The organism is Pseudovibrio sp. Ad46, assembly GCF_001623065.1.
Lineage (GTDB): Bacteria > Pseudomonadota > Alphaproteobacteria > Rhizobiales > Stappiaceae > Pseudovibrio.
Genome location: NZ_LMCG01000080.1, coordinates 295,196 through 320,875, shown reverse-complemented (window position 1 = coordinate 320,875; position 25,680 = coordinate 295,196). Strand labels below are relative to the sequence as shown.

At 49.7% G+C, this 25,680-nt stretch carries 17 protein-coding genes and 1 tRNA gene; 13 read left to right on the top strand and 5 right to left on the bottom strand.

Annotation, left to right across the window (positions count from 1 at the left end):
- The 6 genes from PsAD46_RS24800 to PsAD46_RS24775 all read left to right on the top strand — a co-directional run bounded on the left by PsAD46_RS24800 (nucleotide 1) and on the right by PsAD46_RS24775 (nucleotide 8,999).
- Nucleotides 1–825, top strand: coding sequence for an ABC transporter permease subunit (locus PsAD46_RS24800; protein WP_063290075.1), 825 nt, complete (start codon nucleotides 1–3; stop codon nucleotides 823–825).
- A gap of 286 nt (nucleotides 826–1,111) precedes the next feature.
- Complete coding sequence (locus PsAD46_RS24795; RefSeq protein WP_063294109.1) at nucleotides 1,112–1,789, top strand: response regulator transcription factor; 678 nt, start codon at nucleotides 1,112–1,114, stop codon at nucleotides 1,787–1,789.
- 12 nt (nucleotides 1,790–1,801) lie between these two features.
- Nucleotides 1,802–3,094: a HAMP domain-containing sensor histidine kinase gene (locus PsAD46_RS24790; RefSeq protein WP_063294021.1), complete on the top strand. Its 1,293-nt coding sequence runs from the start codon at nucleotides 1,802–1,804 to the stop codon at nucleotides 3,092–3,094.
- A gap of 119 nt (nucleotides 3,095–3,213) precedes the next feature.
- Nucleotides 3,214–4,596: a TolC family protein gene (locus PsAD46_RS24785; RefSeq protein WP_063294020.1), complete on the top strand. Its 1,383-nt coding sequence runs from the start codon at nucleotides 3,214–3,216 to the stop codon at nucleotides 4,594–4,596.
- Nucleotides 4,597–4,640: 44 nt separating this feature from the next.
- Nucleotides 4,641–5,822, top strand: coding sequence for an efflux RND transporter periplasmic adaptor subunit (locus PsAD46_RS24780; RefSeq protein WP_063308082.1), 1,182 nt, complete (start codon nucleotides 4,641–4,643; stop codon nucleotides 5,820–5,822).
- A 3-nt stretch (nucleotides 5,823–5,825) separates the two neighbouring features.
- A complete protein-coding gene (locus PsAD46_RS24775) occupies nucleotides 5,826–8,999 on the top strand; it encodes an efflux RND transporter permease subunit (protein WP_063294018.1) in 3,174 nt (1,057 codons plus the stop codon).
- Between the two features lie 153 nt (nucleotides 9,000–9,152).
- Here PsAD46_RS24775 and PsAD46_RS24770 read toward each other — a convergent pair whose 3' ends face one another.
- Nucleotides 9,153–10,169, bottom strand: a complete 1,017-nt coding sequence (locus PsAD46_RS24770; protein ID WP_063308081.1) for a GGDEF domain-containing protein — start codon at nucleotides 10,167–10,169, stop codon at nucleotides 9,153–9,155.
- 286 nt (nucleotides 10,170–10,455) lie between these two features.
- On the opposite strand from PsAD46_RS24770, the gene PsAD46_RS24765 reads away from it, so the two are divergent.
- Genes PsAD46_RS24765 through PsAD46_RS24755 form a run of 3 tightly spaced genes read left to right on the top strand, consistent with a single transcriptional unit; the run spans nucleotide 10,456 to nucleotide 13,413 of the window.
- Entirely contained in the window at nucleotides 10,456–10,731 is a 276-nt protein-coding gene (locus PsAD46_RS24765; protein WP_063308080.1) for a hypothetical protein, read from the top strand.
- 5 nt (nucleotides 10,732–10,736) lie between these two features.
- Nucleotides 10,737–12,047: a YcaO-like family protein gene (locus PsAD46_RS24760; RefSeq protein WP_063308079.1), complete on the top strand. Its 1,311-nt coding sequence runs from the start codon at nucleotides 10,737–10,739 to the stop codon at nucleotides 12,045–12,047.
- Between the two features lie 4 nt (nucleotides 12,048–12,051).
- Nucleotides 12,052–13,413 (top strand): TfuA-like protein, encoded by a 1,362-nt coding sequence (locus PsAD46_RS24755; protein WP_153040813.1) that lies wholly within the window; start codon nucleotides 12,052–12,054, stop codon nucleotides 13,411–13,413.
- Here PsAD46_RS24755 and PsAD46_RS24750 read toward each other — a convergent pair.
- The 4 genes from PsAD46_RS24750 to mnmA form a co-directional block, all read right to left on the bottom strand.
- Entirely contained in the window at nucleotides 13,383–14,273 is an 891-nt protein-coding gene (locus PsAD46_RS24750) for an SDR family oxidoreductase (RefSeq protein ID WP_063308077.1), read from the bottom strand. The two genes, PsAD46_RS24755 and PsAD46_RS24750, sit on opposite strands and share 31 nt — an antisense overlap.
- A 42-nt stretch (nucleotides 14,274–14,315) precedes the next feature.
- Nucleotides 14,316–17,870: a serine/threonine-protein kinase gene (locus tag PsAD46_RS24745; protein WP_063308076.1), complete on the bottom strand. Its 3,555-nt coding sequence runs from the start codon at nucleotides 17,868–17,870 to the stop codon at nucleotides 14,316–14,318.
- A gap of 236 nt (nucleotides 17,871–18,106) precedes the next feature.
- Nucleotides 18,107–18,183: transfer RNA gene (locus PsAD46_RS24740), tRNA-Met, on the bottom strand.
- Between the two features lie 364 nt (nucleotides 18,184–18,547).
- Nucleotides 18,548–19,750 (bottom strand): tRNA 2-thiouridine(34) synthase MnmA, encoded by a 1,203-nt coding sequence (gene mnmA / locus PsAD46_RS24735; protein ID WP_063294011.1) that lies wholly within the window; start codon nucleotides 19,748–19,750, stop codon nucleotides 18,548–18,550.
- Between the two features lie 455 nt (nucleotides 19,751–20,205).
- On the opposite strand from mnmA, the gene PsAD46_RS24730 reads away from it, so the two are divergent.
- From PsAD46_RS24730 to fliF, 4 genes are all read left to right on the top strand, one after another.
- The gene (locus PsAD46_RS24730; protein WP_063308075.1) at nucleotides 20,206–22,542 is read left to right on the top strand and encodes a flagellar hook-length control protein FliK; all 2,337 of its coding nucleotides are present in this window, start codon (nucleotides 20,206–20,208) and stop codon (nucleotides 22,540–22,542) included.
- Nucleotides 22,543–22,565: 23 nt separating this feature from the next.
- Nucleotides 22,566–23,222: a flagellar hook capping FlgD N-terminal domain-containing protein gene (locus PsAD46_RS24725; RefSeq protein ID WP_063294009.1), complete on the top strand. Its 657-nt coding sequence runs from the start codon at nucleotides 22,566–22,568 to the stop codon at nucleotides 23,220–23,222.
- A gap of 125 nt (nucleotides 23,223–23,347) precedes the next feature.
- Nucleotides 23,348–23,626, top strand: coding sequence for a DUF1153 domain-containing protein (locus PsAD46_RS24720; RefSeq protein WP_054784903.1), 279 nt, complete (start codon nucleotides 23,348–23,350; stop codon nucleotides 23,624–23,626).
- A gap of 406 nt (nucleotides 23,627–24,032) precedes the next feature.
- Nucleotides 24,033–25,679, top strand: coding sequence for a flagellar basal-body MS-ring/collar protein FliF (gene fliF / locus PsAD46_RS24715; protein WP_084404530.1), 1,647 nt, complete (start codon nucleotides 24,033–24,035; stop codon nucleotides 25,677–25,679).
- Nucleotide 25,680: the final 1 nt, after the last annotated feature.

The following is a 25,680-nucleotide window of genomic DNA, read 5'->3' as shown; positions in this document are numbered from 1 at the left end:
ATGGTGCAAGCTGCTCTTTCTTCCACTTGGGTGCGTACAGTTACCCGTGTTCTCACCATGAGCCTGCTGGCTTTTGCAATCTTTGGCCCAATCACCAACATGCTTTTGTGGGCTGTCGCGGAAGTTTGGTACTTTCCTTACAAGCTGCCTCTGGAGTATGGCTTTTCGTTCTGGGAACGTGTTTTCCGCCCTGAGGGTAATGCCACTGAGGCCCTGTTCTCCAGCATCTGGATTGCGCTGCTAACTGTGGTGGTCAGTCTGGCGATTGCCATTCCAGCTGGATATGCTCTGGCGCGTGGGAAAATGCCTTTCCGATATCTCATCATGCTGCTGTTTCTCCTGCCGCAGGCCTTTCCGGCGGTTGCTGTGCATATGAATGTTGCTCGCATTTTCTATGGATTGGATCTGACTGGTTCCATTGCAGGTGTTGTGCTGGTTCACGCCAGTCAGGGGCTGGTGTTTGCCGTATGGATTGCGACTGCTGCCTTTGCTGCAGTGGATGCGGAACTGGAAGCTGCGGCGCGTAATATGGGGGCAGGGCGCTGGCGCACGTTTACTGATGTGACATTGCCTCTGGCTTTGCCGGGCGTTATGGCGAGCGCGATCTTTGTGTTCCTTATCTCCATGGACGAGTTCACCGGAACCTACTTTGTTGGTGCGCCAGATGTCGTGACGCTGCCGATGTTGCTGTTTACCTCCAGCATGGAAGGCAACTACCAAATCGCGTCCATCTCCTCCCTGATCCTTCTGGTGCCATCCGTCGGCTTCATGCTGTTTATTGAGCGATTCCTGAAGGCGGATGTGTTGGCGAAGGTGGGGAACTGAGGTTGCTTTCGGCAACAAGTCTTGCACCTAGAATTCAAAGTGACGGCCCATGGTTTTTGAGTCGTCGCTTTTACCTCGTTTGATTGAATTCATATATTTTTCGGCTACTTACGTGATAACCAGCTCGTTACATCTGCTGTGGGATGTTCCGGAGATGTATCCTTCATAGGTGTAGTCGAATGTTTCAGCCTTTTTCACGGTTCAACCGCCTCTTAATTTTGATCGGATACGATCATAACCTCTCCCAGGTCCCGTAATAGTGGTCAGGCAAGGCTGAGTGATGCCGATGGAAATGAATGCACTGCTTGTACTTCTCATTGAAGACGATATGGATCTGGCAGCGACAGTTGGTGATTTTCTATCTTTCGAGAATATCGAATGTGACTTCGCCTTTAATGGTCAGGCAGGCCTCGATAGCGCGCTGAAAAATCAATACGATCTTATTTTGCTGGATCTCACGCTGCCGAAAGTCGATGGGCTCTCGGTTTGTCAGCAGTTGCGGGCAAAAAATATCACCTGTCCGATCCTTATGCTGACTGCACGTGATGCGGTGAGTGATCGTGTTGCGGGATTTGAGGCAGGTGCAGATGACTACCTGATCAAGCCCTTTGCCTTTCCCGAGCTGGCGGTGCGTATTCGTGCTTTGCATCGCAGGAGTAAAGGCCATTGTAATGCAGTTACGATCGGGGATCTGGAAGTCAATTTGAATGCGCGACAGGCCACACGTGCGGGGCGGCAGTTGAAATTGTCTCCGACTGGATGGATCTTGCTTGAGCAGTTGGTTCGAAGTACGCCCAATGTTTTGAGCAAACAAGAGCTTGAGAGAGCTGTTTGGGGAGATCAGGTACCTGCCAGTGACAGTCTTAAAGTGCACCTTTATAAACTTCGCCGCCAAGTGCAACGCCCTTTTGAAACGCAGCTTTTGCATACAATTGCGGGCTCCGGCTTTGTATTGAGGCCCTGAGGGAAGTACCAGATGTTTCTGTTTAGGCGAAAAAGAAAGAAGACAAAGACACTGAAGCGGGAGCTGCGCTACTGGTTACTCGCTTTCGTTGGCTTGCTTGTAATCGTCTATACGATCGGTCTGTTTTCTTACCTGGTTGCTGGGTTGAAGTTATCAAACAAGGTTGAGCTAAAGAGCTTTATACTTGCCTATGAAAAAGCGCTGGAGAAGCAGCCTGCAGACTTGCCTCCTGAAGATGCAAGGATCTTCTCGACATTCAAATATGAAGATCTACCAGAGATGGTAAAGAAGGCTTTTCCAAAAGATGAAATTGAGCTTGGCCATGCTGATATCGAACCAGTTGGTGAAAGCGGAAGAGCTCCAGAATTTGTCATCTTTTTCTTAGCTGAGCGTCTTAGTGATGGTCGTACGCTCTATGTCGTTCGCATGTTGAAGTTCAATGAGGATCTGGACACTGGGGGAATTCTGGATTTTGATTTTCTTGAACGTGTGATGTTTGTTGGTGGTGCTACAATCCTTGTACTGGTGTTTTTGCTGTCGCAATTCCTCAACCAACGTATCAATCGCCGTATCGCTGCCTTACAAGAGTGGGCTGACACGTTGAATGAGACGAGTGCCGTCGAGCGGCGACCAGATTTTCATTATGACGAACTGAATAAAATTGGTGACCACCTGAGCAATGCTGCACGGCGACTGGGGCGTTTTGTGGAAAGAGAGCATTCGTTTTTGCGTCATGCGAGCCATGAGTTGCGGACACCGATTACGATCATTTCTGGTAGCACCAGTGTCATGGAAAAGATTGCGACAGATGACAAACAACGCAAAGTAACCGCACGGATCAAACGTGCCAGTCATTCAATGGAGACCATTGTAGCGACGTTGTTATGGTTGGGACGTGAGCAGGAACCTAACCCGGACCTTGAGAAAGTGGATCTATCGACACTTCTGGATGAAGTGATTGAAGACCATAAATATTTGCTTTGCGGAAAGGGCGTTGTGCTGAACGTGAACCTTCCAGCTCTTACGATTGATGCACCCAGAGTACCGCTGAGTATTATTGCTGCCAACATTATTCGGAATGCATTCCAGCACACGCAGCATGGTCAAATTGATATTTCGATCAGTCCTAAAGATATCGTCATTTGCAACCAGGCTGCGGACCTTTCCGAACAGGAGAGCAAGATTGTCTTTGAGGAGAGTTATGGTGTCGGTCTTTCGCTCATTCGCCGGATTGCACGCCGTTTGAACTGGACTTTTCAGATAGAGCAAGTTGGCGATCACGTTACGACTCGTTTAACTTTCTAGTGAATGCATCTGCGATATGCATATTCTTAATTGTTGTTATTTCATAGTAAGTTACGTCGTTACCCTGCGATAATCCTCACTGAGTTATTTCTCCCCTGAGAATTTATAGGGGATAGGACATGCGGTCTTTATCGCACATGCTCATTTTTGCAGCATCGGGTATTTTGCTGGCAAGTTGCACAACCGGGCTGAGCCCTCAGCGAACAACGTTTACGGAAGAAATGGCCGTGAAACAGACACCCGCTGAGTGGAAGCAAGGTGTGTCGCCTCAAGCGCAAAACCTTTCGTCACTGCTTGCGTTGAGTAGTGATAAGAAGCTGAACACACATGTGGATGCGGTGTTGGCAAACAACATCTCTCTTCGTCAGTCAGTGCTTGATTTGCAAAAAGCAGAGCTGGAGCGGGAAAAGACATCTGACTCACTCTGGCCAACACTTACATTCAACAGCAGTGCAGATCGACAACGCTCAAAATCTGCCCAAGGGACGTCTTATGCCAGCTCTGTTGGCGGAGACCTCACCGTCAATTGGGAAGCTGATCTTTGGGGCAAGCTTTCTGATCGTGCGCGCGCATCTGGCCGGATCCAAACCGCCAGCGAGCATGATTTGCAAGCAGCACGGGCTTCTCTTGCAGCGCAAGCGATGCGGAACTGGGTGCAGCTCACTGCACTGGAGAAACTGGCAGATCTGGATCGTTCCCGCATTTCCAGCCTGGGAAACACCGAGGAGATCATCTCTGATCAATTTACACGCGGTATCGGAGAGCTGAGTGACTTGGAGGCGGCGCGTTCTGCCACTGCCAATGCGCAATCCGATCTGGCAGATCGTAAATTGCAGATTGATCAGCTTAAACGGCAGATGCAGGTTGCGGCCAGCCAGATGCCGAACACTCATTTTCGAACTGGTAGCTTGCTCCCCAACGTCAAGCTGCCTAAAGGCGCCATGCCAGCCACCACACTTGGGCGGCGACCAGACCTGTTAGCTGCTTATGAGCGGGCCGCTGCTGCGGACCTGCAACATAAGGCAGCTTACAAGGATCTGCTTCCGTCTTTTTCTGTCAACTTTTCTGCAAGTGATCAATCCGCAAGCCTTGCAGATTTGTTGAATGGTGGCCCGGCATGGCGTCTCCTTGGATCAATGTCAGCTCCGATACTCGATGGCGGAAATCGCCGGTTAACCGCCAAACAAGCTGATCTGGATGCTGCCCGCCTCTGGCTGTCTTATCGTCAGACATTGCTCACGGCTGTTCTGGAGGTCGAAAACGGCCTCCAGAATGAGCAAACGTTGCGCAGCCGCGAAACGTTTCTCACCCGGGCCCTGAGCCATTCTCAAAGCAATTATGAACAATATGAACGCAGGTATCGTGATGGCCTGACCGATATTGTGACGCTGTTGTCAGCGGAACGTGATGCGTTTGCTGCTCGGCAAGCGGTGGTCAACATACGCAGCAGCAGAATGCAAAATCGTGTTGATCTGGCTGTTGCTTTTGGCATCGGCCTTTAGGCGGGCACTTTTATTCCTTCTCAAACCAACAAGCAGTTCCCAATATGCGTAGTACCCTTCGACCATTTATGGCTTTCGGAGCATATCCTTCGAAAGCACCTCAGGCCGTTTGCCTTTCGATACTGACCCTTCTGGCAGGATTGACAGCTTCACAGCCTGCTATGGCACAGGAAGCCACTGTACCTCCTTTGCCTCGGCCTTTGGTTTCAGTGGTTACGCGAGAGGCCGGGCCGGAGGCTGTTGAGTTTACTGTCTTTGGTGCTGTGAGTGCACACTATCAGCAGCAGTTGACGAGTGAGGTGACTGGTCGTGTTGTGCGCTTATCATCGCAGCTCGAGCCTGGACTGATGCTCAAAAAAGGTGATGTTCTGGCTGAGATTGAAGATAGCAGCTATCGGGCAGCGCTGGCCACTGCACAGGAAAGTGTCGCGAGTTCTGAGCTGTCTTTTTTGCAAGAGGAACAGCGCGGGAAACAAGCTGAGCTGGATTGGGAACGTGCGAATATCAAAGGTCGTGAAGTAACCCCGCTGGTTTTGAGAAAACCGTTTTTGAAACTGGAGCAGCTTAAGCTCAAAGCAGCCGCGGCCAATCTGGTGGAAGCGCAGCGGAATCTTGAAAACACTCGTATAGTTGCGCCTTTTGATGCGGTTGTGATTTTGCGCAGCATTGCACCTTCCAGCTACGTCGCCGCAGGCACGCAGATCGCCGAGATTTACTCGACCGACACACTGGATGTTGAGGTGGCCCTGACACCTGCCCAATGGCAATTGCTGATGACTGAGAAGGGCAGTTCTCTCAGCGTCAATGAGATATCGGCACGCGTGTTGAACGAGTCTGGCGTGCAGTGGCCCGCCAAGATCACTTCAGTTGGGGCAACTGCGAATGCCCAAACACGTCAGCAATCCTTGCGGTTGCAGATTGAACCTCGCAATGCGCTGGGCACTGTCATGCGTCCGGGTACATTTGTGCGTGTGATGCTCACAGGGCGAGAAATTCCGGAGATAGTCATGGTTCCGGCGTCCGCCATTACCTCTCAAGGATATGTCTGGACAGTCTCTGATAATAGCCAGCTTGAGCGGCATCTTGTGGCGCCTTTGTTCACGCGCGGCGATGAGGTGGCTCTAGATGTAACGGCGTTTCCTTCTCAAGGGTCATGGGAGATCGTGGTGAACCCAATCAGTCGTTATCTGCCACAGCAGATTGTCACCACTCAGGCTGCGGAGTAAGCCATGCAACAGAGTAACCACAAAGGGTGGATCGCTTGGTTTGCGCACAACCCGGTTGCGGCAAACCTGCTTATGATCTGTATTTTTGTTGCTGGTATTTACACCGCAATGAACATTCGCACTGAGGGTTTTCCGGGATTTGAAGCCAATCAGGTCACTATCAGCGTTGAATACAAGTCAGGTGCTGCGCAAGAAACTGAACGTGGTGTGACGGAGAAGATTGAGCGTGCGCTGACAGGGACCGAAGGTATCAAGAAAGTCACGAGCACCTCCACGGCGAGCAACTCTTCGATCGTAATCGAAAAATCCTCCGGCACTGATCTGGATAAGCTTCTTTCCGACATCAAAACCAAGGTGGATGCTGTTTCTCTTCCTTCAACTGCTGAGAAGCCAGTTGTGGTGCGCGCGGAGGAGATTGAAGATGCTATTCAAATTGAGCTCTATGGAGAGGCGGATCCAGACGTTCTGGATACTGTTGCGCGGCGTATCAAAGACCGCTTACTTGAGGACGCGTTGATCCCAACTGTCACTATCAGTGGTGAGCGGATGCAGGAGATCTCGATTGAAGTGCAGGAAGAAGCTTTGCAGCGATATAAGCTCAGCTTTGATGAACTGGTTCGACAGGTCGGTAACTTCTCGCTTATTTCTCAGCAAGGCAGTTTGAAGAGTGAAAACGGGCGGATCCTGATTAAAGCAGACAGGCAGGGTTACTTTCTGCAAGACTTCGAAAGCATTCCTGTTGTGACTCTTTCTGATGGCACTGTTGTTAGGTTGCAGGATGTTGCAAAGATTACGGATGCTTACACGGATGATCGCTCAATCTACCGCTATCAAGGACTACCTGCCAGAAAGCTGAGCGTGCAGCTGATCGGGAAAGCCAATCTTATTCCTGCAGCAGTGCGAGCACGTGAAATTATCAATGAGGTTGAAGCTGAAGACAGCTTGCCCACGAACATCAAGTTTGATTTTTGGGAGGACGAGAGCGAGAACATCTCAGACCGTCTTTCTCTGATGATGAAAAACGGTCTCATGGGAATGGGGCTTGTACTCGTCACTCTTGCGCTTTTTCTCAACTTACGTACGGCTTTCTGGGTTGCAATGGGGCTGCCAATCGCTTTTGCAGGCGCACTTACCTTGATGGGAGATTCCTTTTGGGGAATGACGCTCAACGAGATGACTACATTCGGGTTCATCATTGCGCTTGGTATCGTGGTTGATGATGCGATTGTGGTTGCTGAGAGCGCGCATAGTGTGACTGAGAAAGAAGGCGATGGGATTGATAACGTCATCAAGGGCGTCAAACTGGTCGCGACACCTGCAATCTTTGGCGTGCTGACAACAATTGCTGCTTTCTACCCAATCACGCTGGTGACTGGACGGCTGGCGGAAGTGTTCTCGGTGTTCTCTTGGGTGGTGGTTTTCTGCCTTGTGTTTTCGATCATTGAATCCAAGTTCATTCTGCCTGCGCATCTGGCTCATCTGAAGCATAATGCAAAGCCTGCTAATCCGCTTTCTCGTGGTTGGAAGGTTATTCAGAACGCTGTCAGCGGCGGCTTGGAGCGGTTTAAGCAAAGTGTTTATCGCCCCTTGGTGAAGCTCAGCCTCAGAATGCGTTATCTGTCTGCCTTGTGCTTTGTGGTGCTCTTTGTGGCGGTGGTCTATATGGTGCCCTCCGGGATTGTGCGTGTTGTGTTCTTCCCAGAGATCCCACGTCAAATCGTGACTGCGACCTATAAAGGCGAGCCTGACCTTGGTTATGGGCGACTGTTTGCTGAAGCGAACCGGATTGAAGCGGCGGCTCATGAATTGAAAGCGCAGCTGGATGCTGAAGTAACGTCTGGTGTTTCTCCGATCACTGGCATTGAGATGCAGGCCAGTGACGATGGAAACGTGACTGTGCTGGCAATTACTACACCGCCAAGCGAGCGTGACATTACCGCAAATGAGATTGCAGAGCGCTGGCGCAAGCTGGTTGGACCAGTTGAAGGGGCGCAAACGATTAAGTTTGCGGCTGATGACTTTGATTTTGCTGATTTCAGAGTAGAGCTACTGCTGGATGATGTTGATCAGTTGATTGCGGCTAGCCAGTACGTTGAGGATAGGCTCTCAACCCAGAACGGCGTTTTGTCAGTTACCAATGACTTCAGGGCTGTGCGTGGGCGATTGAACATTGAACTCACTGATTACGGACGCTCCGTTGGCATGACGACCTCTGCCATTTCTGAGCAGGTGTTTCAGGCTATCGGCGGCGCAGAGATACAGGAGTTCCAGCGGAACCAGCAAGAAGTTAAGGTGAGGGTGCGTTACCCAGAGGCGCAGCGAAGCTCTGCTGCAGCCTTGCAAACGCTCTATGTTCGTACTCCGGCTGGTGATCCTATCTTGCTGTCCTCCGTTGCAAACTTGCATTCTGATCTGACTGTAGATGAGATCTATCGCAGTTCACGCAAGCGGGTTGCGACACTTGATGCGCAGATCAATAAAGACGAGATAGCTGCTGATGCGTTGGTCACCTACTTCAATCAGGAAATCTTGCCAGAACTACAGGCAATGTATCCCGGTGTTGCCGTTGATTTTGGGGGAGAGGTTGAACAGCAACGCGAAGCAATTGGTGGGTTGATGACGGCCTTTGGAATTACGATCATCGCGATCTATGTTCTGCTTGCGGTGCCGCTCAAGTCTTATACCCAGCCGATTGTGGTTATGATCGCTATTCCGTTTGGTATTACGGGAGCGATTATCGGGCACTGGATTGTTGGTATCCCTGTTTCCATCCTCAGCATCAACGGGATACTTGCTCTCAGCGGTATTGTGGTGAACGACAGTCTGCTTCTGGTTTCTGCCTTTAATGACAACAGGGCTGTCGGTATGCCAATGCGTCAGGCTCTTGTTGCGGCAGGAACTCAGCGCATGCGTGCCGTGATCCTAACCTCGACGACCACGTTTGCCGGGCTGGCACCAATGATCTTTGAAACCGCTGAACAGGCCCAATTCCTCATTCCTGCAGCGGTGTCTTTGGGCTTTGGAATTCTATTCGCAACCTTGATCACCTTGTTCTTGATCCCGACATTCATGATGATCCTGGCAGATGTCAGGAGGTTGAAAGAGACTGTGATAGGGCTGGTTGCACCAAAGCGGATGGAAACGGATGCGCGCGAGGTTACAGTTGTGGGTGAGTGAATGAGGCGAGTTGGTCATTTCACTAGGCAGAGACCCCTGAGGCCGGCTGATAGAAGGAAAGTGACGCAAGCAAACTGTTGAAGTTGCTTGCATTGCGTCTGACATGGTGTCCTTGTTGTATAGCTTTGGGGCTAATCTCCAAGCCTTGTGCTCTTAAGTATCGGGGTTGTAAGAAAATGGATGCTGGACGCTATCAACTGAACTTTGCAAGCTTACCACTTGATTTCGACCGCGTCTCTTTGCTGCGTACATGCGAGCATCAGCTAATTTGAATAAATTGTCCAGATTGCCGTTTGCTTCTTCAACTATTGCGACACCAATTGAAACAGTTAAGCGAATTGTATTGCCATCTCGGCGTAATGGATTACTCTCGATTCGATTGCGAATTCTTTCGGCAATTTCTGTTGACATAGTATTAGATGTGTCACTGAGTAATATTGTAAATTCTTCTCCGCCATAACGGCAGACAATATCATCCCCTCTTACAGTCGTACGAATGATTGTTGCTATATGATTTAGGGCTTGATCACCTAATTGATGACCGAACGTATCATTAATTCTTTTAAAATGATCAATATCTATCAGGATGAGGGATAAATTTCGCTTTTTCGCAGGCAGTTCTTGAAGTTGCTTGAGATGACCACTGAAGTACTTCCTATTGTAAGTAAGCGTAAGTGGGTCCAGAGTTGATGCTCGATGCATTTTTCTCAGTACATCGAGCTCTACATTGGAAAAAAGAGAGTATCGCAATATTATCTTTGGTCCGATGCGAATTACATCATTGGGAGATATCCAGCATCTTTTGATCTTATTACCATTTACAAACACGCCATTACGCGATTTCAGATCAATCGCTTGAACGCCTTCTGGCGTTGTTTCCAAAAGCAGATGCTGACGGCTAACACTCGCGTCTCTAACCATTATTTGGCGGTCTGGCGAACGACCAATTTGAACCCTTGGAGTAGTCAGAAGATGAACTTGCCCAGTTTCATTACCACTAACAAACATAATGCCAGGCTGGGAGTTGTCGTTCTGACTTGAATGACTTGCTAGATCAATAGGGAGTTGTTGGTGATCAAATTGAACTGTCTCATCTGATCCTTGTCCCAAATCACTTGCCTGATCTACTGAATTCTCGGTCTTTCCAATTTTCAAATCATCACAGTTCATTTGGAGCCCCGGCCATCTCTTATTTTCCGAAGCGATCAGACTATTGTGCCGTCACGGTATTCGGATTTATCAGTTAGCACGCATTTTCTGCTTTGATCGTTAACACTCTCGAGTTAGCCAAAACCCCTAACATTGGATTATGGGGCATTAGTGCTCGTTAGTGTTGTGTGATGAGCGCGGAAATTGCTTTAAAATATATTACACTAAACTATCATTGTAAATGTATGCACGAGTGATAATAAAAACTACGTAAATATATTTGATTCTTAATTGAGGGTAAGAAATTATGTCTACAGATAACAGTGAGAAAGTTGAATATGATCAGGATGTACTGATTGTCTGGAAAGATGAAGTATATCGGATCTCTGAGGCTGAGTGGAAAGACAAAACTCCTGAGCCGATTTCTGAGCACATGAGAGTGGAAGAGCTGGTGAAGTTTGGTGCAGCAGTTGCTTCAATTCCAAACTACGAGGAGAAAGGTTCTGAAAAGAAAATTTCGCCGAGCAGTGTTGGAGGGACATGCTTTCTCCTGAATATCGATGTGATTAAAGGCGGTTACTAATAGATATGGCTCCGCATAAAGCGGCGGAGGCGTGTTTTCGGGGTGGTGAAGAGCTACAACGAAGTCATGCCTCTGAAACATCGTTAGTAGAGAAAACATACCGTAGAGGCACGCATCGGCTCGTTTCACCTGTCCAGACGATTGAGCGGATTGAGCCCTATTTGCAGTCTTTTGGGATTACCCGTGTCGCGAATATCACCGGCCTTGATAAGATCGGCTTGCCTGTGGTTGCTGTCTACCGACCTAATGCGAGGTCGCTGGCCGTATCTCAAGGCAAAGGCTTAGACCTGGCGGCAGCCAAAGCTTCCGGCATAATGGAGGCGATTGAAGGCTATCACGCAGAACATGTAAAGCTCCCACTTCGTCTGGCAAGTTTTTCTGAGATCTCTCAGGACGGGGCTGTGCTTGATGTTGGACGCCTACCGCACAATAGCACTCGGTCATTAGATCCGAACCGGCAGGTTCTATGGTGTGAGGGGCGTGATCTGGTGTCTGATTGTTCGGTTTGGGTGCCCTATGAGATGGTGCACACCAACTTTACGCTGCCACTGTCCGGCAGCAGCGGCCACTTTCAGATGAGTTCCAATGGACTCGCCAGTGGTAACTGTTGGTATGAAGCTGTTAGTCATGGGATTTGTGAGCTGGTGGAACGCGATGCGCTCGCATTTTGGTCTGCTCGAGGGGCGACAGCGGATCCGAAGGGTGCTCTGGATTTATCTAGTGTTGATGATCCGGATTGTCTTGAGGTGATTAAGATGCTGCGCGATGCAGGACAGGCTGTCGGTGTTTGGTCGATTACGACCGATATCGGGCTACCAACTTTTGCTTGCACGATCGCCGATTTCGTTCCCAACCATCTTGGACAATATTATGCAAGCGATGGCAGTGGATGCCACTCAGTGCGTGAGATAGCCCTTTTGAGAGCTTTGACGGAAGCTGCCCAAACTCGACTAACATTTATTGCTGGAGCTAGGGATGATGCTCACCGCGACTTTTTTGAGGTTTCCAGAAATCGCGATCGCGTGGAGACTATTAGGAGAAGAATAGGTAAGTGCGCTGAGCTTCAAGGCCTTTCGTTCAAGGACGTGCCAAGCTTTGATGGGGAAAGCTTTGAAGAGGACATTACACATCAAATTGCGCAACTTCGGGCGGTTGGAATTGAACAGGTCGCACTGGTGAACCTAGGAGGGTATGTTGACGGCATTGAGGTCGTGCGTGTTGTCATTCCCGGTCTTGAAGGTTTGCATGATGCTCCGGGCTATGTCCCCGGCAAGCGATTGAAGTTGCATAGTCTCGATTTAGCTGGTGGTGCATAAAGCTATGTCTGTTTTTGTTTTTCTTGGTCCAAGCCTTGCTCTATCTGATGCTCAGGCCGTCTTGGATGCGACTTATCTTCCGCCAGCTTCGCAAGGTGATGTTTATTGTGCTGTTGAAGATGGTGCCCGTATGATCGGAATAATCGACGGGTATTTCGAGCAAGTTCCTTCTGTGTGGCACAAGGAAATCCTATGGGCTATGTCGCGAGGCGTGCATGTTTATGGGGCTGCGAGTATGGGCGCATTGCGAGCTGCTGAGTTGGCTACCTTTGGGATGACTGGCGTCGGCAAGGTGTTTCAGGCCTATCATGAGGGCCGGCTTGAAGATGATGATGAGGTTGCCATTGCTCATGGGCCGGCAGAGCTGGGGTATCCAAAACTGTCTGAGGCTATGGTCAACATCCGTGCAACGCTGGATCGGGCGGAGAGCCAGCATGTCATTTGCAAAGAGCTTCGAGAGTTCTGTGAGGCAACCGCAAAATCCTCTCACTTTCCTGAGCGTACTTACAAACGTCTGTTGTCCTCTATAGAAGGCCGGGCAGATTGCGATGAAATCGAGGCATTTCGAGGCTGGCTTTTAGCTGAGCAGGTGGATGTTAAGCGTGATGATGCCTTGGAGATGCTCAAAACCATGGCTTCGCAGCAAGCGGGGGCTTTAGAGCCAAAGAAGGTGTCTTTTGCTTTTGCGCATACGGACACATGGGAAAAGTTAATCCGGCAGATCGCCCCTTCAGAAGACCCAGTGAATATTGATGATCTGCTGGATGAGTTGCGTCTTGATCCAAAGCTGTATGCTCAGATTGTCGATGGTGCGATTGCACGAGCTCTTTTGCTGAAGGAAGCGGATCGAGTTGCCTTACAGGAGCAGCCAGAGAAATTTCAGCTAAAGCTCCACTCCTTCTTTGTGAGGCGTAATCTTGTTGAGGGATCGGAAATTCAGGACTGGCTGCATGAGCAGGAACTCAGCTCTGAAGACCTGATTTCTTTGATTAAGCGTGAGCAACGTATCGAAACCATCAGAGATGGTTTGGATACTGATATTCGCAAAGCACTTCCAGATGTGCTGCGCGCTGCCGGGAAATATGGCTCTCTTGTCCAGAAGGTTGGAAGCAAGAAGACGTTGGTCCCATCTGACGTTCTGGAAGGTTTTTTTCTAAACGACGACAACCCCACTGAGGAACAGCTCTTAAGCTGGCACTTTACCGAGCGATTGAAGACTCCCGTTCCTGTTCATATAGATAGTCACATCGCTGGATTGGGCCTGAAGAGCCGAAAGGCGTTTCTCCAGACCCTTGTCATGGACTATTTACATGAGACTGCGTTGTCTACAGCGCATCAAGTCGTTGGGAGTGAGGCTACCAGCTGAGCTAGATAGTCATTGAGTGGTCGTGGGCGGAAGCCCAATGTTTTTTCAGCTTCTTCATTGTCAACGATACAGCCGTCCTCAACACACACACTCATCAAACCGGAAAATGTTTGCATCATTGGGTCGCCAGATGAGGACATTGCTTCCAGTTGTGTTTTTGGCATGTCTTCGCGCTGCAATGGTCTGCCAGCGAGCTGTTCGCAGCGTAAGATGATCTCTTCCTGACTGAGCGCTTCGGCACCACCGATTTTCAAGGTGCGGTTCCGAGCCTCAGGTGTTTCCAAAGTGGCTCTGACGGCCGCACACACATCATCTATCGAGATCCAGGAAATTGCACCTTTACCGCCGCCAAAAGTAAGTATTGCATTTGTTTCAGGATTGATACCGGTTGGCGCTGCCAGCCAGGACTCCTGAAAATGAGGCGCTTGCAAGATGGTATAACCCATCTCACCACTTCGCAGGGCATCTTCGACCGCCCGTTTTGCAGTCTGGAGCGGGAATGTTCGACCAAACTGGGGGAATGATAGGTATACAAAGTGCTTTACATCGCTCTCTTTCGCGAGCGTGACCAAATCCAACTGTCCTTTCAGGTCAACGCTCTCAAAGCTGTCACCTTCAACGGGCCTTGAAACAGATGTCGCTGTAGAGACCACTGCATTCACGCCTTGGCAGGCAGTTTGAATTGTTGTGGGGTCTTTAAGGTCTGCGTGAACAACTTCAGCACCAAGATTTTTAAGCTTTTCGACGCCCTCTTGGCTGCTGCTACTTCGCACCATTGCTCTTACCTGGTGCCCTTTGGCTCGTAGTTCTTTACAGACTTTAGAGCCGAGCACACCGGTTGCTCCAACAACAAGTATCATTTTATTTCCCTCAAAATGATTACGTGATTCTAACTATTTATATTACAGGAATCCTCTGGTTTCGGCTTGAAGCAATGCTTCATTTGCGCAGCTCATTACTTTGCGATAATCCTTTGTGGAGAAGCTCGTGATTATGCCCTCCAACGGAAAGTCTACCTGATCGGGGAGTCTCAGCTGAACTTCATGTCTTAAAGTTTGCGCGCAGTTATTCAGCGCTTCTAGGTCGCCTGCTTCAGAAGCGATCTTCAGATCAGTTAGTATGGCTGTCCATTTCATTGCATATTCAAAGGGGAGGGCCGACCAAACCTTTATTGCTTTTTGGGTTTCTGTTTTTGCTGGAGCAACGTTTCCTTGCTTGAGCATCACCCATCCCAATGATGCATGCGCGACACCAACGTAATCCATCATCTGAGCTTTTTTTGCTGCCTCCAGTAGCTCCAGCGCTGCAATCTCGGTTGCAGTTAGGTCTCCCAGTCTTCTTAATAGTATGACATGGTAGCAAAGCGTGCGAACTTGGCCGCTGGTATCGCCGATTTGCTTGGTCATCTCCAGAGCCTTCAGTAGAGCTGACTTCGCCTCTTCAAGCCTTCCGGCAAATAATAGAAGAAATCCAAGTTCAAATTGTGCGACGGAAATCTCTATGTGCCTTCCTGTTTCAATGGCCGATCTCAACAGCTGTTGCCCTAACTCAACTGTTGCTTCGTTGACTCTGTAGCGATCGCGGCGCAAATTTCTGTATATAAGCGAAAGGTACAGTTTGTAGTGATGGTCGGGGTTGCCGCTGTGCTCGATTAAAGTTTGTGTCTCAGAAAATTCTTGGTCCATTTTGTGATAATTTGCGGCCCAATAATGTGTCCACAAGCGAGCAACCTTGATTTCTATGTATTCCTCACGTGTTGCAGTCAGCGTGCGCTTATCTGTTATCAAGACGCGCGCGGCTTCATCCAGAGCTGTCAGCGCCTCTTCATGCCTATGTTCTGCTTCATAGGTTTTGGCCCTCAGTCTGTACAGGCGGGCCTGCGTGATCAGGTTGGTTGACTTTTGGTCCAGAGCGCTTTTCAATGCACTACGGGCGAGGTCATGGTTTCGTTTGAGCGAATACAGGCCTGCCAGAGCTTCGTTAACTGATATGGTTTCCCTAGACCAGTCCTCTTTGCGTTCTGGTTCAAGGGTGCGGGCCTTCTGGATTTCCGACAGGGCGGTTTGATAGAGTTTGATAGCTTCATCATTTGCGTGGTGGCGATGAGCGTGATCTGCTGCAAGTTGCAAATGTCGGGCTGCTCGACCGGGAACGCCTGCACAGGCCCAATGATAGCCTAGGCGCGCGTCGATATTATCGGATCCTTTTTCACTCGCACTTACTTTGTCCAGTTCAGTCGCTATTCTCTCATGCAGTTCGCGGCGACGGTGAGCGGAAAGTTGGGCTTCTGCCACCTCCCGGATTTTATCGTGAAGGAAGCGGAAGCCATCTTTTTCGTCGGCTTCTAAGATTTGGCGTTCAACCAACTCGTCAATCACATGGCCGATCGTCTCTTCGTTCAGCTTTTTAACAGAGGCGATGAGGTCTATTTCGAACTGACGGCCAATGAGTGCGGCGCAGTCAACTGAACGGCGTGCGTCTGGGCTAAGCTGGCCAATGCGGAGGGTGATCAGCTCACTCAATGAACTCGGCAGTGGGAGTTTTTCAAAGCGGGTTGTATCGGATAGTGCTTTGTGCGCGAAGGCCCACTTGCCAGATTGGTCCCGCCGAAGCACCTGTTCTGCCACTGCTGTACGAAGATACTCAGCAATGAAGAACGGGTTGCCATTGCTACGCTCTAAAAGGAATTCTGCGAATGCATCAGGAAGCCGGTTTATCGCCAGCATGCCGCTAGCTAATTTTTCAATGTCATGGGTACCCATTCTTTCCAAGGAGACATCACTGACGTCGTCAAAAGGCAAAATAGCATTGATCTCTTTGGTTCGCTCTTCGGATCTCATAGTTCCAAGCAAAAGTCCGGAGATGCCGTCCATGCCTTCTTCAGCAAGGTGTTTTAGAAATGCCAGGGTTAATTCGTCGGCCCATTGCAGGTCATCAAGGATCATCAGCAAAGGGCAAGTTTGAGAATAAGCGGTCAGGACACTACGCAAGGCTTCGAACAGTCGTATGAGCGTTTGCTCTGGTTCGAGCTTTGGCGAAGTAGGAAGGTGCTTCGCCCAAGGGAGAGATTTTATGCTGGTCGAGTATTGAGATAATACTGCGGCATGTTTCCCTATTAGTATTTCAAAGTTCTCCTTTCCCCCTTCGATGCAAGTGTCAGCGATCTGATCCAACAATCGTAAGAAAGGTTGGAGTGGTTGGCTGACTGGCTTAGTTTGAGTGCTGTCTCTTACTTGAGAAGCGCACTCGCAACTGACAACTGACATTCCTGACTTCTTAGCCTTACTGGCAATCTCTGAGACGAGACGTGTTTTACCCAGTCCGCTTTCACCGAAGACAATATGGATCTGCCCTATTCCATCTTTGGCGTTGCTCAGATGACTTTCTATATTTGCCTGTATCTTGAAGTTTTCAATAAAGGACGCGCGATAAAGATACGGCTTTGCTGAAGGAACCGTTACTGGCCACTTTGGCCGTTTTATGCCAAGTACTTCAATTGATTGCAAAACAGTTTCTGCGTAGCCGATGCGTTGGTCTGCGGTTTTTGATAGGAGCGACATGATCATGGCATCTAGTGTTTTGGGAACACCATAAACAAGATCAGATGGATTGATCGGAAGGCGTTCGAGATGACCGCGAAACACCTGAGCGCGCGAGCCGTTGAAGGGTTTCAAGCCGGTCACTAGCTCATATAAAATACATCCAAGACTGTATAAGTCGCAGCGAGCATCGAGAGTTTCGTTTCGAATTTGCTCCGGTGCCATAAAATGAGGGGATCCGCTGACGACTTGGGCACTTTCAACGACCTCTCGACCGACTGAGCCACGTACCTCAGTGACAAGGCCAAAGTCGGCCAGTATGGGAAACTTGCTTTTAAGGATGAAGACGTTGCTGGGCTTTAGATCGCGGTGAATAATTCCCAAGCCATGTACATAGGCAAGAACCTCACAAATGCCGTAGACAAGCGTAAGGGCATCTTCCAGTTGGCCGGAAGCTGCAATATTGTGATGGTCCAGTAGGACGTTGTGGTCAGGGTAAGTGATGTTTTCGTCTAGATTAATTTCATCAAAACCGGAGATAGTTGTCTCGGGGCTGTATTCTGTTGCGAACCACTCCTGGGTAGTGGAGGTGGAAGTCGCTGATCGGTGGTCTGACCAGATTTTGTCAATCGTTTTGGCAAGCGTAGGTGCTTCAATTACTTCCGTAGCATGCCATGGGAGGCCATCAGAGATGCCATGGTCGAGAATCTGAATAACTCCAGGATGCTTAAGCTTTGCGAGAGACCTTATTTCGCGACGGAGTTGGTTTAGCTTGGATGCGTCGCGCTTAGTGGCCATTTTGATGGCGACATGTTTGCCGGTGGCTGTATTTTCACCAGCAAAAACAACCCCGTTACTGCCTTGCCCTATCTGCTTGATTATTCTGTAAGGGCCCAATTGATTGTTTTTTTGATTCATCTGAATATCTATTGCTGAGGTTCAGATGTAATATATCAATATTATCTGGCTTTATCGATGTGATATTTTAATCAATGTTTGAATTTGGCCGGTAAAATAGCATGCTGATTACACGTTATGGCGATAAAACAAGGTCGATAAGTGTACATGGAGAGAGCACAAGTGAAGAAGCTGTTTGTCACATCATATCTTGAGGTAATTGTAGCTTCTCGTCTTGATCTTCGTTTGAAGAGAGATGGTAGCGAGGGAGGGACTTGAACCCCCGACACGCGGATTATGATTCCGCTGCTCTAACCAACTGAGCTACCCCGCCATCCGGTGCGCTATGTTGCGGTGTTGACCGCCGCGCTGTGAAGGGGTGTATAAGGCCCCAGAGGGGTGGCGTCAAGCGTTCTTGGGTAAGTTTTGTGGAAATATGATCTCTTGTGAAAAACTCCATGAAAACCTAGGGTTAATGCCAATTTCGTTGAGCAATAACTGCCAGTTGCAGTTGTCAGGAACAAGAAAATCTCATTTTTTACCAAGTTAGAAATTCCGGAGTGGCTTTTCTGGGATTTGTGGGGCGGTGTCGTATTGAAACTGCGCAAGGCACTGGCTTGAGAAATCAAAATAAAACGCCCCGGTGACGATCAGGTCAGGCGGGGCGTTTTGAATAATTCTGTCAGTTTGGCAATGCGTTAGCCTACAGGAAAGCCTGCTGCTTCCCAGCCTTTTCCGAGTAGTGCTTTGAGGGCAGCTTCTGCGCCTTCCTGCTTTTCAGCACGCTGAATCCAACCGCCGCCGAGAACACGCGCTTCCTGACCGTCTTTGTCGAAGAAGACGCAAGCCTGTCCTGGAGCTACGCCGAATTCGCCTGCTACCAGCTCGACAAAAATGTTTTCGCCGCTCTTGCGCAGAATTGCTTCTGTTGGTGGGCGGGTAGAGCGCACCTTTGCATAAACAGTGATGCCGTCTTCCGGCAGATCGTCCAGCGTACCTGGGCCAATCCAGTTTACTTCGCGCAGCAGCAGGTTGTGGGTTGCTAACGCTTCTTGCGGACCGACAATCACACGTCGCCCATCTGCATCCAGATGAACAACATAGAGAGGGTCACCAGTTGCAACTCCGATACCGCGGCGCTGACCGATGGTGTAATGGATGATGCCGTTGTGTCGGCCAAGAACGCGGCCATCTACATGGACGATATCACCTGGTTCTGCCGCGTGCGGGCGAAGCTTGGCAATAACGTCTGTGTAGCGGCCTTCTGGCACAAAGCAGATGTCCTGACTGTCATGCTTGTCAGCAATTGCCAGTCCAAACTCATGTGCAAGTTCGCGGACTTCTGGTTTGGTCATGCCACCTAATGGGAAGCGTAGGAAATCTAGCTGTTCCTGCGTTGTTGCGAATAGGAAGTAGCTTTGGTCACGGTCCAGATCGACAGGACGGAACATGGCAAGCTGATTGCCTTCCACGCCTGTACGGACATAGTGACCTGTGACCAGAACATCAGCGCCCAAGTCCTTTGCCGTTTCCAGAAGGTCTTTGAACTTGACGGTCTGGTTACATGTTACGCATGGAATCGGTGTTTCGCCATTGATATAGCTGTCCGCGAAGCGTTCGATGACCTGCTCTTTAAAGCGGGATTCATAATCCAAAACGTAATGCGGAATGTCGAGTTTTTCTGCGACACGGCGGGCATCGTGGATGTCTTGCCCTGCACAGCAAGCGCCCTTGCGTTGGATTGCTTCGCCATGATCGTAGAGCTGTAGAGTGACGCCGACCACATCATAGCCTTCGCGTTTCATCATTCCGGCAACAACCGATGAATCAACACCGCCTGACATGGCAACAACCACCCGTGTGTCTTCTGGGCGGCCGGGCAGGCCAAGACTGTTTAGCATTCCAATTACCTCATCCTGTAGGCGCGTTTAAGTGAGAGCCGTATCTATAACATCACGAGCAGATTTCAATCCTGGGAGACATTGAAGTCTGAAGCGCAGATTAGTTTCTTTTGCTTGCTTAGTGCTTGCTGCGCTCTGGCGATGGCTAAACGCGGGCTCTCTTTTAAACGCTTCGCATGCGTACGCTTCGAGCGTGCTAGTTGGCGGGAATATACCTAAAACTCGACGGAAGGCCAATCTTTTTGATTGATGTTTTTACTTGCTGGGCATTTGTTGCCGAGGCGGGGGCAATAAGTGATCTTGTGGCCTGTTCTTTGAAATGTTGATTTGAGTTTATCTATTTGAAAATGCTTATATATTTTTGATTTTGTGGCTGGCCCGCTAATTGCATATCTGCGCGCAAGATGTCTTGACCATCGTTGCTGATGGTGTGTGCTGCGTAGTTTGAGGAATATATGTCGCAATCTGCTTTGCTGAGTTTAGCCGGTCCTGTTCAGCCGCAAACGCCTTTAGGCCCCGTTGTGGGGCAAGGTGGTAATGCGCTGCTTGGTGAGAGTGTGCTCGGCCAAAATGCCGATACTTTCTCCGGTCTTCTCGCCAAAGCTTCTGAGAGAGATGGTGCAGCGGCAACTGCGGTGGATCTCTTTTCTGGAGCTTTAACGACTGGCGGTGATCTCTCGGTTTTGAGCCCAAATCTCATCAAGGATGAAAATGGGGAGAGTGCGATTGTTGGTTTGGCTGGTGAACTGCCGCTTTCCACTGTTTCTCAGTTGCCAGTGCCTGGTGTGGTTCCGGGATTGGGGGCAGTTGCGACAACTAATGATGAAGCGCTTCTTCTCAATGGCGGCGAAGGGAAAGCGAAAGCGCCTTTTGTTGCCTTGCCACAAAATGTCCAGGAGGCAGGCAGTCAGCCAGCCTTAGCGGAGAAAGCAGGCGAAGCGAAAGTTACTCAGCCGGTCGCTAATGTTCAAAACGCTTCTCCTATTGTGGGTGAGGGCGAGGCCATCTCTTCCAAGACAGTAGAGAGTGCTGTTGTAAATCTTGGTGCTTTACAGCAGGCCGAGCGTGGTGGGCAGATCTTGCCGCAGGCGGATGATGGACAGGTAACGGCTCAGGTTGGAGCTGTTGCTCAAGAGACAGACGTCGCCGGAACTGTACAGGAATCTAAAGGCAACGCTCGCAATGCTTCAGATACGCGGCAGCGCGTGACGTCCGAGCAGCAGGGTGCTGTTGTTAAGCAAGGTGGTTCATCTGAGCCTCAGTTAAATGCGCTGGAGCTCCCGGTTTCAGATCAAGTGGCTAAGGTTTCTCCCGAGCTGATTGCACGTTCTTCAGTGGTATCTGACCAGCCCCAGAAATCTGCTGCTTCACCGCAAGTTCAACCAGCGAACAATGGGGCTAAGGTAGAGCAAGTCGCCAATGCCGTTGGTAATGGTGCTGTCACGACCTCAGATAGCGGTAATGTTGATACTGTTGCTAATTCAGTCAGCGCTCCTGCCGAAAAGACTGCTGCACCGGATCGTGCTGCGGGTGAAGCGGATGTCCAGTCATCGCAACCTGTTGTTGGTCGTCAGGTTAGTGAGCTAGCAACAGCGCAAGACGTGAAGAGCGTCAAAGTTCAATCCGAACCTGTTCAGCCGCAATCTGTAGAGGTTAAGGGAGCTGTTCAGTCTTCTCGCGGGGATGTTCTTGTTGATGCCATTGAAGGTGATGCAGACGCTTCCTTAGAAAAGCCTGTGCTTGTCCGGCAGACTGATCGTGCTGGTTCAAGCTTTGTCGGCAATCAACAGCGTGCGGTGCAGATCGCATCTGTTGAAGGTGATGGTGACATCATTTTCCCGAATGTGACTTCCAAGCCGGATGTGCCTTCAGAAAAGATTGGCCAAGCTTCGCAGGTACAAAAGGCTGTTGATGTATCCTCTGTTCAAGGAAGTGAAGCGGGTGTCCGTTCTGCGGAACAGGTGAGCCGGACTGCTGCTGTGACGAGTGTTGCGACCCCGTTGGTTGTGAAAGACAAAACTGCTGGTGGAGCTGTGCAAGCGACATCGAGTTTTGAATCCGTCACGGAGGTTAGTGATGCTCCGGAGGCTGATGAGCTTACCAATGCACTGAACAAGCCTACAGAGCAGGCAGTATCCGCTGACAAGAAAAGTACTACGCCCTCTGTCAGTATTCAGGTGAAGGTGCCACAGGAAAATGAGCAGGTTGCTTCAACAACGGCAATCGGTTGGGGGCTTGCTGCCGGTCCGTTGGATGGATCTGAAGCTGAGCTTGATTGGGAAAGTTCTGAAGCAATCTCCAGTACTGCTGCACGTTCTGACACTGCATTCCGTTCAATGGGCTCTCTGCCAACCTCTACGCTGAGGAATGTTGCGAATGCTGTGTGGCCTGAGATTGCCCGACAGGCAAGTGGCGGCGTTGATCGTTTTGAAATCCGGCTTGATCCAAAAGAATTGGGTGGAGTCGATGTTTCTCTTGAATTTAGTAAGGATGGCCGCGTACGGGCGCATTTGATTGTTGAGAGACCTGAAACTCTCGAACTTTTGCAGCGAGATCAACGTGGGTTGGAAAAGGCTCTTCAGGAAGCTGGGATCGAAAGCGATAAAAGCTCTCTTCAGTTCTCACTTGGAGGGCGTGGCTCGCAGACTTCAGATCAGCAAGAGAACCGACAGGTCAATGTCGGGCAGCTGGATCGAGCGTCAGAAGGCACTGAGTTGCCAGACGAAAACTATCTCGCACATAACAACTTAAATAGTGCTGCCCGCGCTGGTGGACTGGATATCTCGGTTTGATGCCGCGCATGAGGAAATAGACAATGACTACAATTAATGCACTGACACCGAATGCAAACTCCTCTGGCGCAAGCACCCAGAACAGCATAAATGCAAACTTTGATCTGTTTATTTCATTGCTGACCACGCAGGTGCAAAACCAGGATCCGTTAGAGCCTCTCGATTCGGCTGAATATACGAATCAGCTGGTTCAATACACGATGGTTGAGCAACAGGTTGCAACTACTGAGAAATTAGAGGAGCAGCTGACTCAGCTCAAAACGCAAAGTGCGAGTCAGTTTGTAAACTATATCGGTAAGGAAGTGACAGCTCAGAGCGCAACTGCGCAGCTCAAAGATGACAAAGCCTCGTGGAATCTTGATGCCGTTTCCGCAGGCAAGGCAACCATTACTGTTAAAAATAGTGAGGGTGCTGAGGTCTATCAGGAAGAGATTGATCTGAAGGAAGGTGACAATACCTTTGAATGGGATGGCGTAGCGACAAACGGCACAAAAGCTGGTGATGGCGCCTATTCCATTGATATTATTACCCAGGATGCCAATGGCGAGCCTTTCGCTGTTCAGACCGAAGTGAAAGGGAAAGTGGACGCCGTGGACTTCAGCACTGGCGACATTATTCTGCACATGGGGGATCTTAAAATTCCCGTGGGTGAGGTCACTGGAGTCAATGGAATTCTGTAGTAGTTAATATCCACTAAGATCCCCGGTTATGAATCTTACCAAAACATTGATGGGGGCTTAGCCAAATTTTAAGCGCCTTGTTCTATTCTCATCCTCAGCTTGGTCATGGTTTGTGTGAGAGTAGAATGACCGAACATATACGTTCACGAGTAAAATACGTCATCGGCCCCGATGGGAGCCCTCTGACGATAGCGGATCTTCCTCCTACCTCTACTAAGCGGTGGGTTATCAGGAGAAAAGCTGAAGTGGTTGCGGCTGTGCGTGGAGGCTTGTTGTCTCTGGATGAAGCATGTAACCGGTATACTTTGACGGTTGAAGAGTTTCTGTCTTGGCAGAACTCGATTGACCGACACGGTTTAGCCGGCTTGCGCGCTACACGCGTTCAGGACTATCGCAGCAACTAGTAAGCTTCAGGCAAAAAGGGTGTAATACCCAAACAGGTTTGAGGTTCTGAAAAGGCCGGCTGTCTCAGCCGGCCTTTTTGTATGTGGAAGCCACATTTTGTACAATTTTACAGATTAACCATGATGTCTTAACTGCTTCGGCAAAATCTGCCGAACAGGCCGCTCAAGATTCATTCGACTCTTCAAAAGCCTAGTCAAAGGCCTTTCCTGCGATATTCCACAATGCTTCTTTGTGGGTAGATTTCCCGTTTACCGATTATTAGGGTTTTATTAACCTTTTGTTAACTCTAAGGCGGGCAATTTTTACCTACCAGCAAATCAGGGGCAATTCACGCCGATTTCCAAGGTGTTGAGAGTATTGCTGGTACATTTTGAATGAGCGATTTGAACGTACGGGGCGGCAACTGTGAGTGGAATCCTTGACTTCTTGAAAGGACTTGGGCCCGCGCGACTGGCAGCGATGGGGGCGATGGCTGTTACGTTGATCGGCCTGTTCGGTTTCATCATTGTTCGTGCGACAGCACCGCAGATGGTGCCGCTCTTCACGGACCTTACTCTTGAAGATGCTGCAGCGATTGTTAGCCAGGTTGAATCTCAAGGTGTTTCATATGAGTTGGGTGTCAACGGACGTAGTGTTCTTGTCCCTCAGGAGAACGTTCATCGTCTGCGCATGACAATGGCGGAAGCTGGCCTGCCATCTGGCGGTGGTGTTGGTTATGAAATCTTCGACAAGACAGATACGCTCGGTGCAACCAGTTTTGTGCAGAACCTGAACCGCCTCAGAGCTCTTGAAGGGGAACTTTCCAGAACCATTCGCAGCATTGGCCGGATTTCTTCTGCGCGTGTTCATCTGGTGATCCCTGAAAAGCAGTTGTTCCAGCGTGATCGGGAACCGCCAACAGCTTCGATTGCAATTAAGGTGCAGGGTTCTTTGTCTGGTGGGCAGATCCGTGCCATTCAGCATCTTGTTGCGACGGCAGTTGAAGGACTGGAACCTTCCTACGTCTCTATCGTTGATGAGCGCGGCACTTTGCTTGCCAGCGGAACCGGCGATAAAGAAGGGCTTGCTGGTGGCTCTTCGCTGGATGAACGACGTTCGACAATGGAGGCTCGCCTGCGGCAACAGGTTGAAGAGATCCTCAATAACGTTGTTGGAACCGGTCGCGCTCGTGTTCGGGTTGCTGCAGAAATCAACTATAACCGCAAAACTGAGACACAGGAGCTGTATGATCCTGATGGGCAGGTGTTGCGTTCTTCTCAGAGTAAAGAAGAGAATGCATCTTCCACCAATGGTGAGGAGACGGTTTCTGTTGGCAACCAGCTGCCGAATGCAGACGCAGCTGGCAGTGCAACCGGGTCCAAGGATGCCTCGAATGTTTCTGAGGAAATCCTGAACTACGAGATTTCCAAGAGTACAGTGACGGAGATCTATGAAGCAGGTGGTCTGGAACGGCTGTCTGTAGCGGTTCTGGTTGATGGTACCTACACAACCAGCGAGGATGGCACGCAGACCTATCAACCGCGCAGTAAAGATGAGCTGGAGCAAATTGCTACTCTGGTTCGAACTGCTGTTGGCTTTAACAAACATCGCGGTGATAATGTTGAAGTGGTCAACATGCGCTTTGTCGAAGCTCCTCTTCAGGACTTTGGTGATAGCGAAGGTGGGCTGTTCGACTTTACACGTGCTGACATCATGAAATTTGCTGAGTTGGGTGTTCTGTTAGTGATCACCATCTTGCTGTTGATCTTCGCAGTCTCTCCGCTGATGAAGCGTATTCTTGCTAAAGAAGAAGAGAGAGCGGCGGCGGCAGAAGGCGGTGTTCAGATGCTGCCAGATGGCACATTGGTCGCTGAGGGCCCTGCGCAAATTGGAGGTGTTGTTGGTGAAATGGAGGAGGTTCCTTCTGAAATGCCAACAGCAGAATGGATTGAAGATGCCAAAATGCAGGCAGCTCTCCATCAAAGCTCAATTCAGCAAATAAGTGAGTTGATTGAAGATTCTCCAAGCGAAGCGGTCAATATCGTTCGCGGTTGGTTGAACGAGGCAGCGTAGG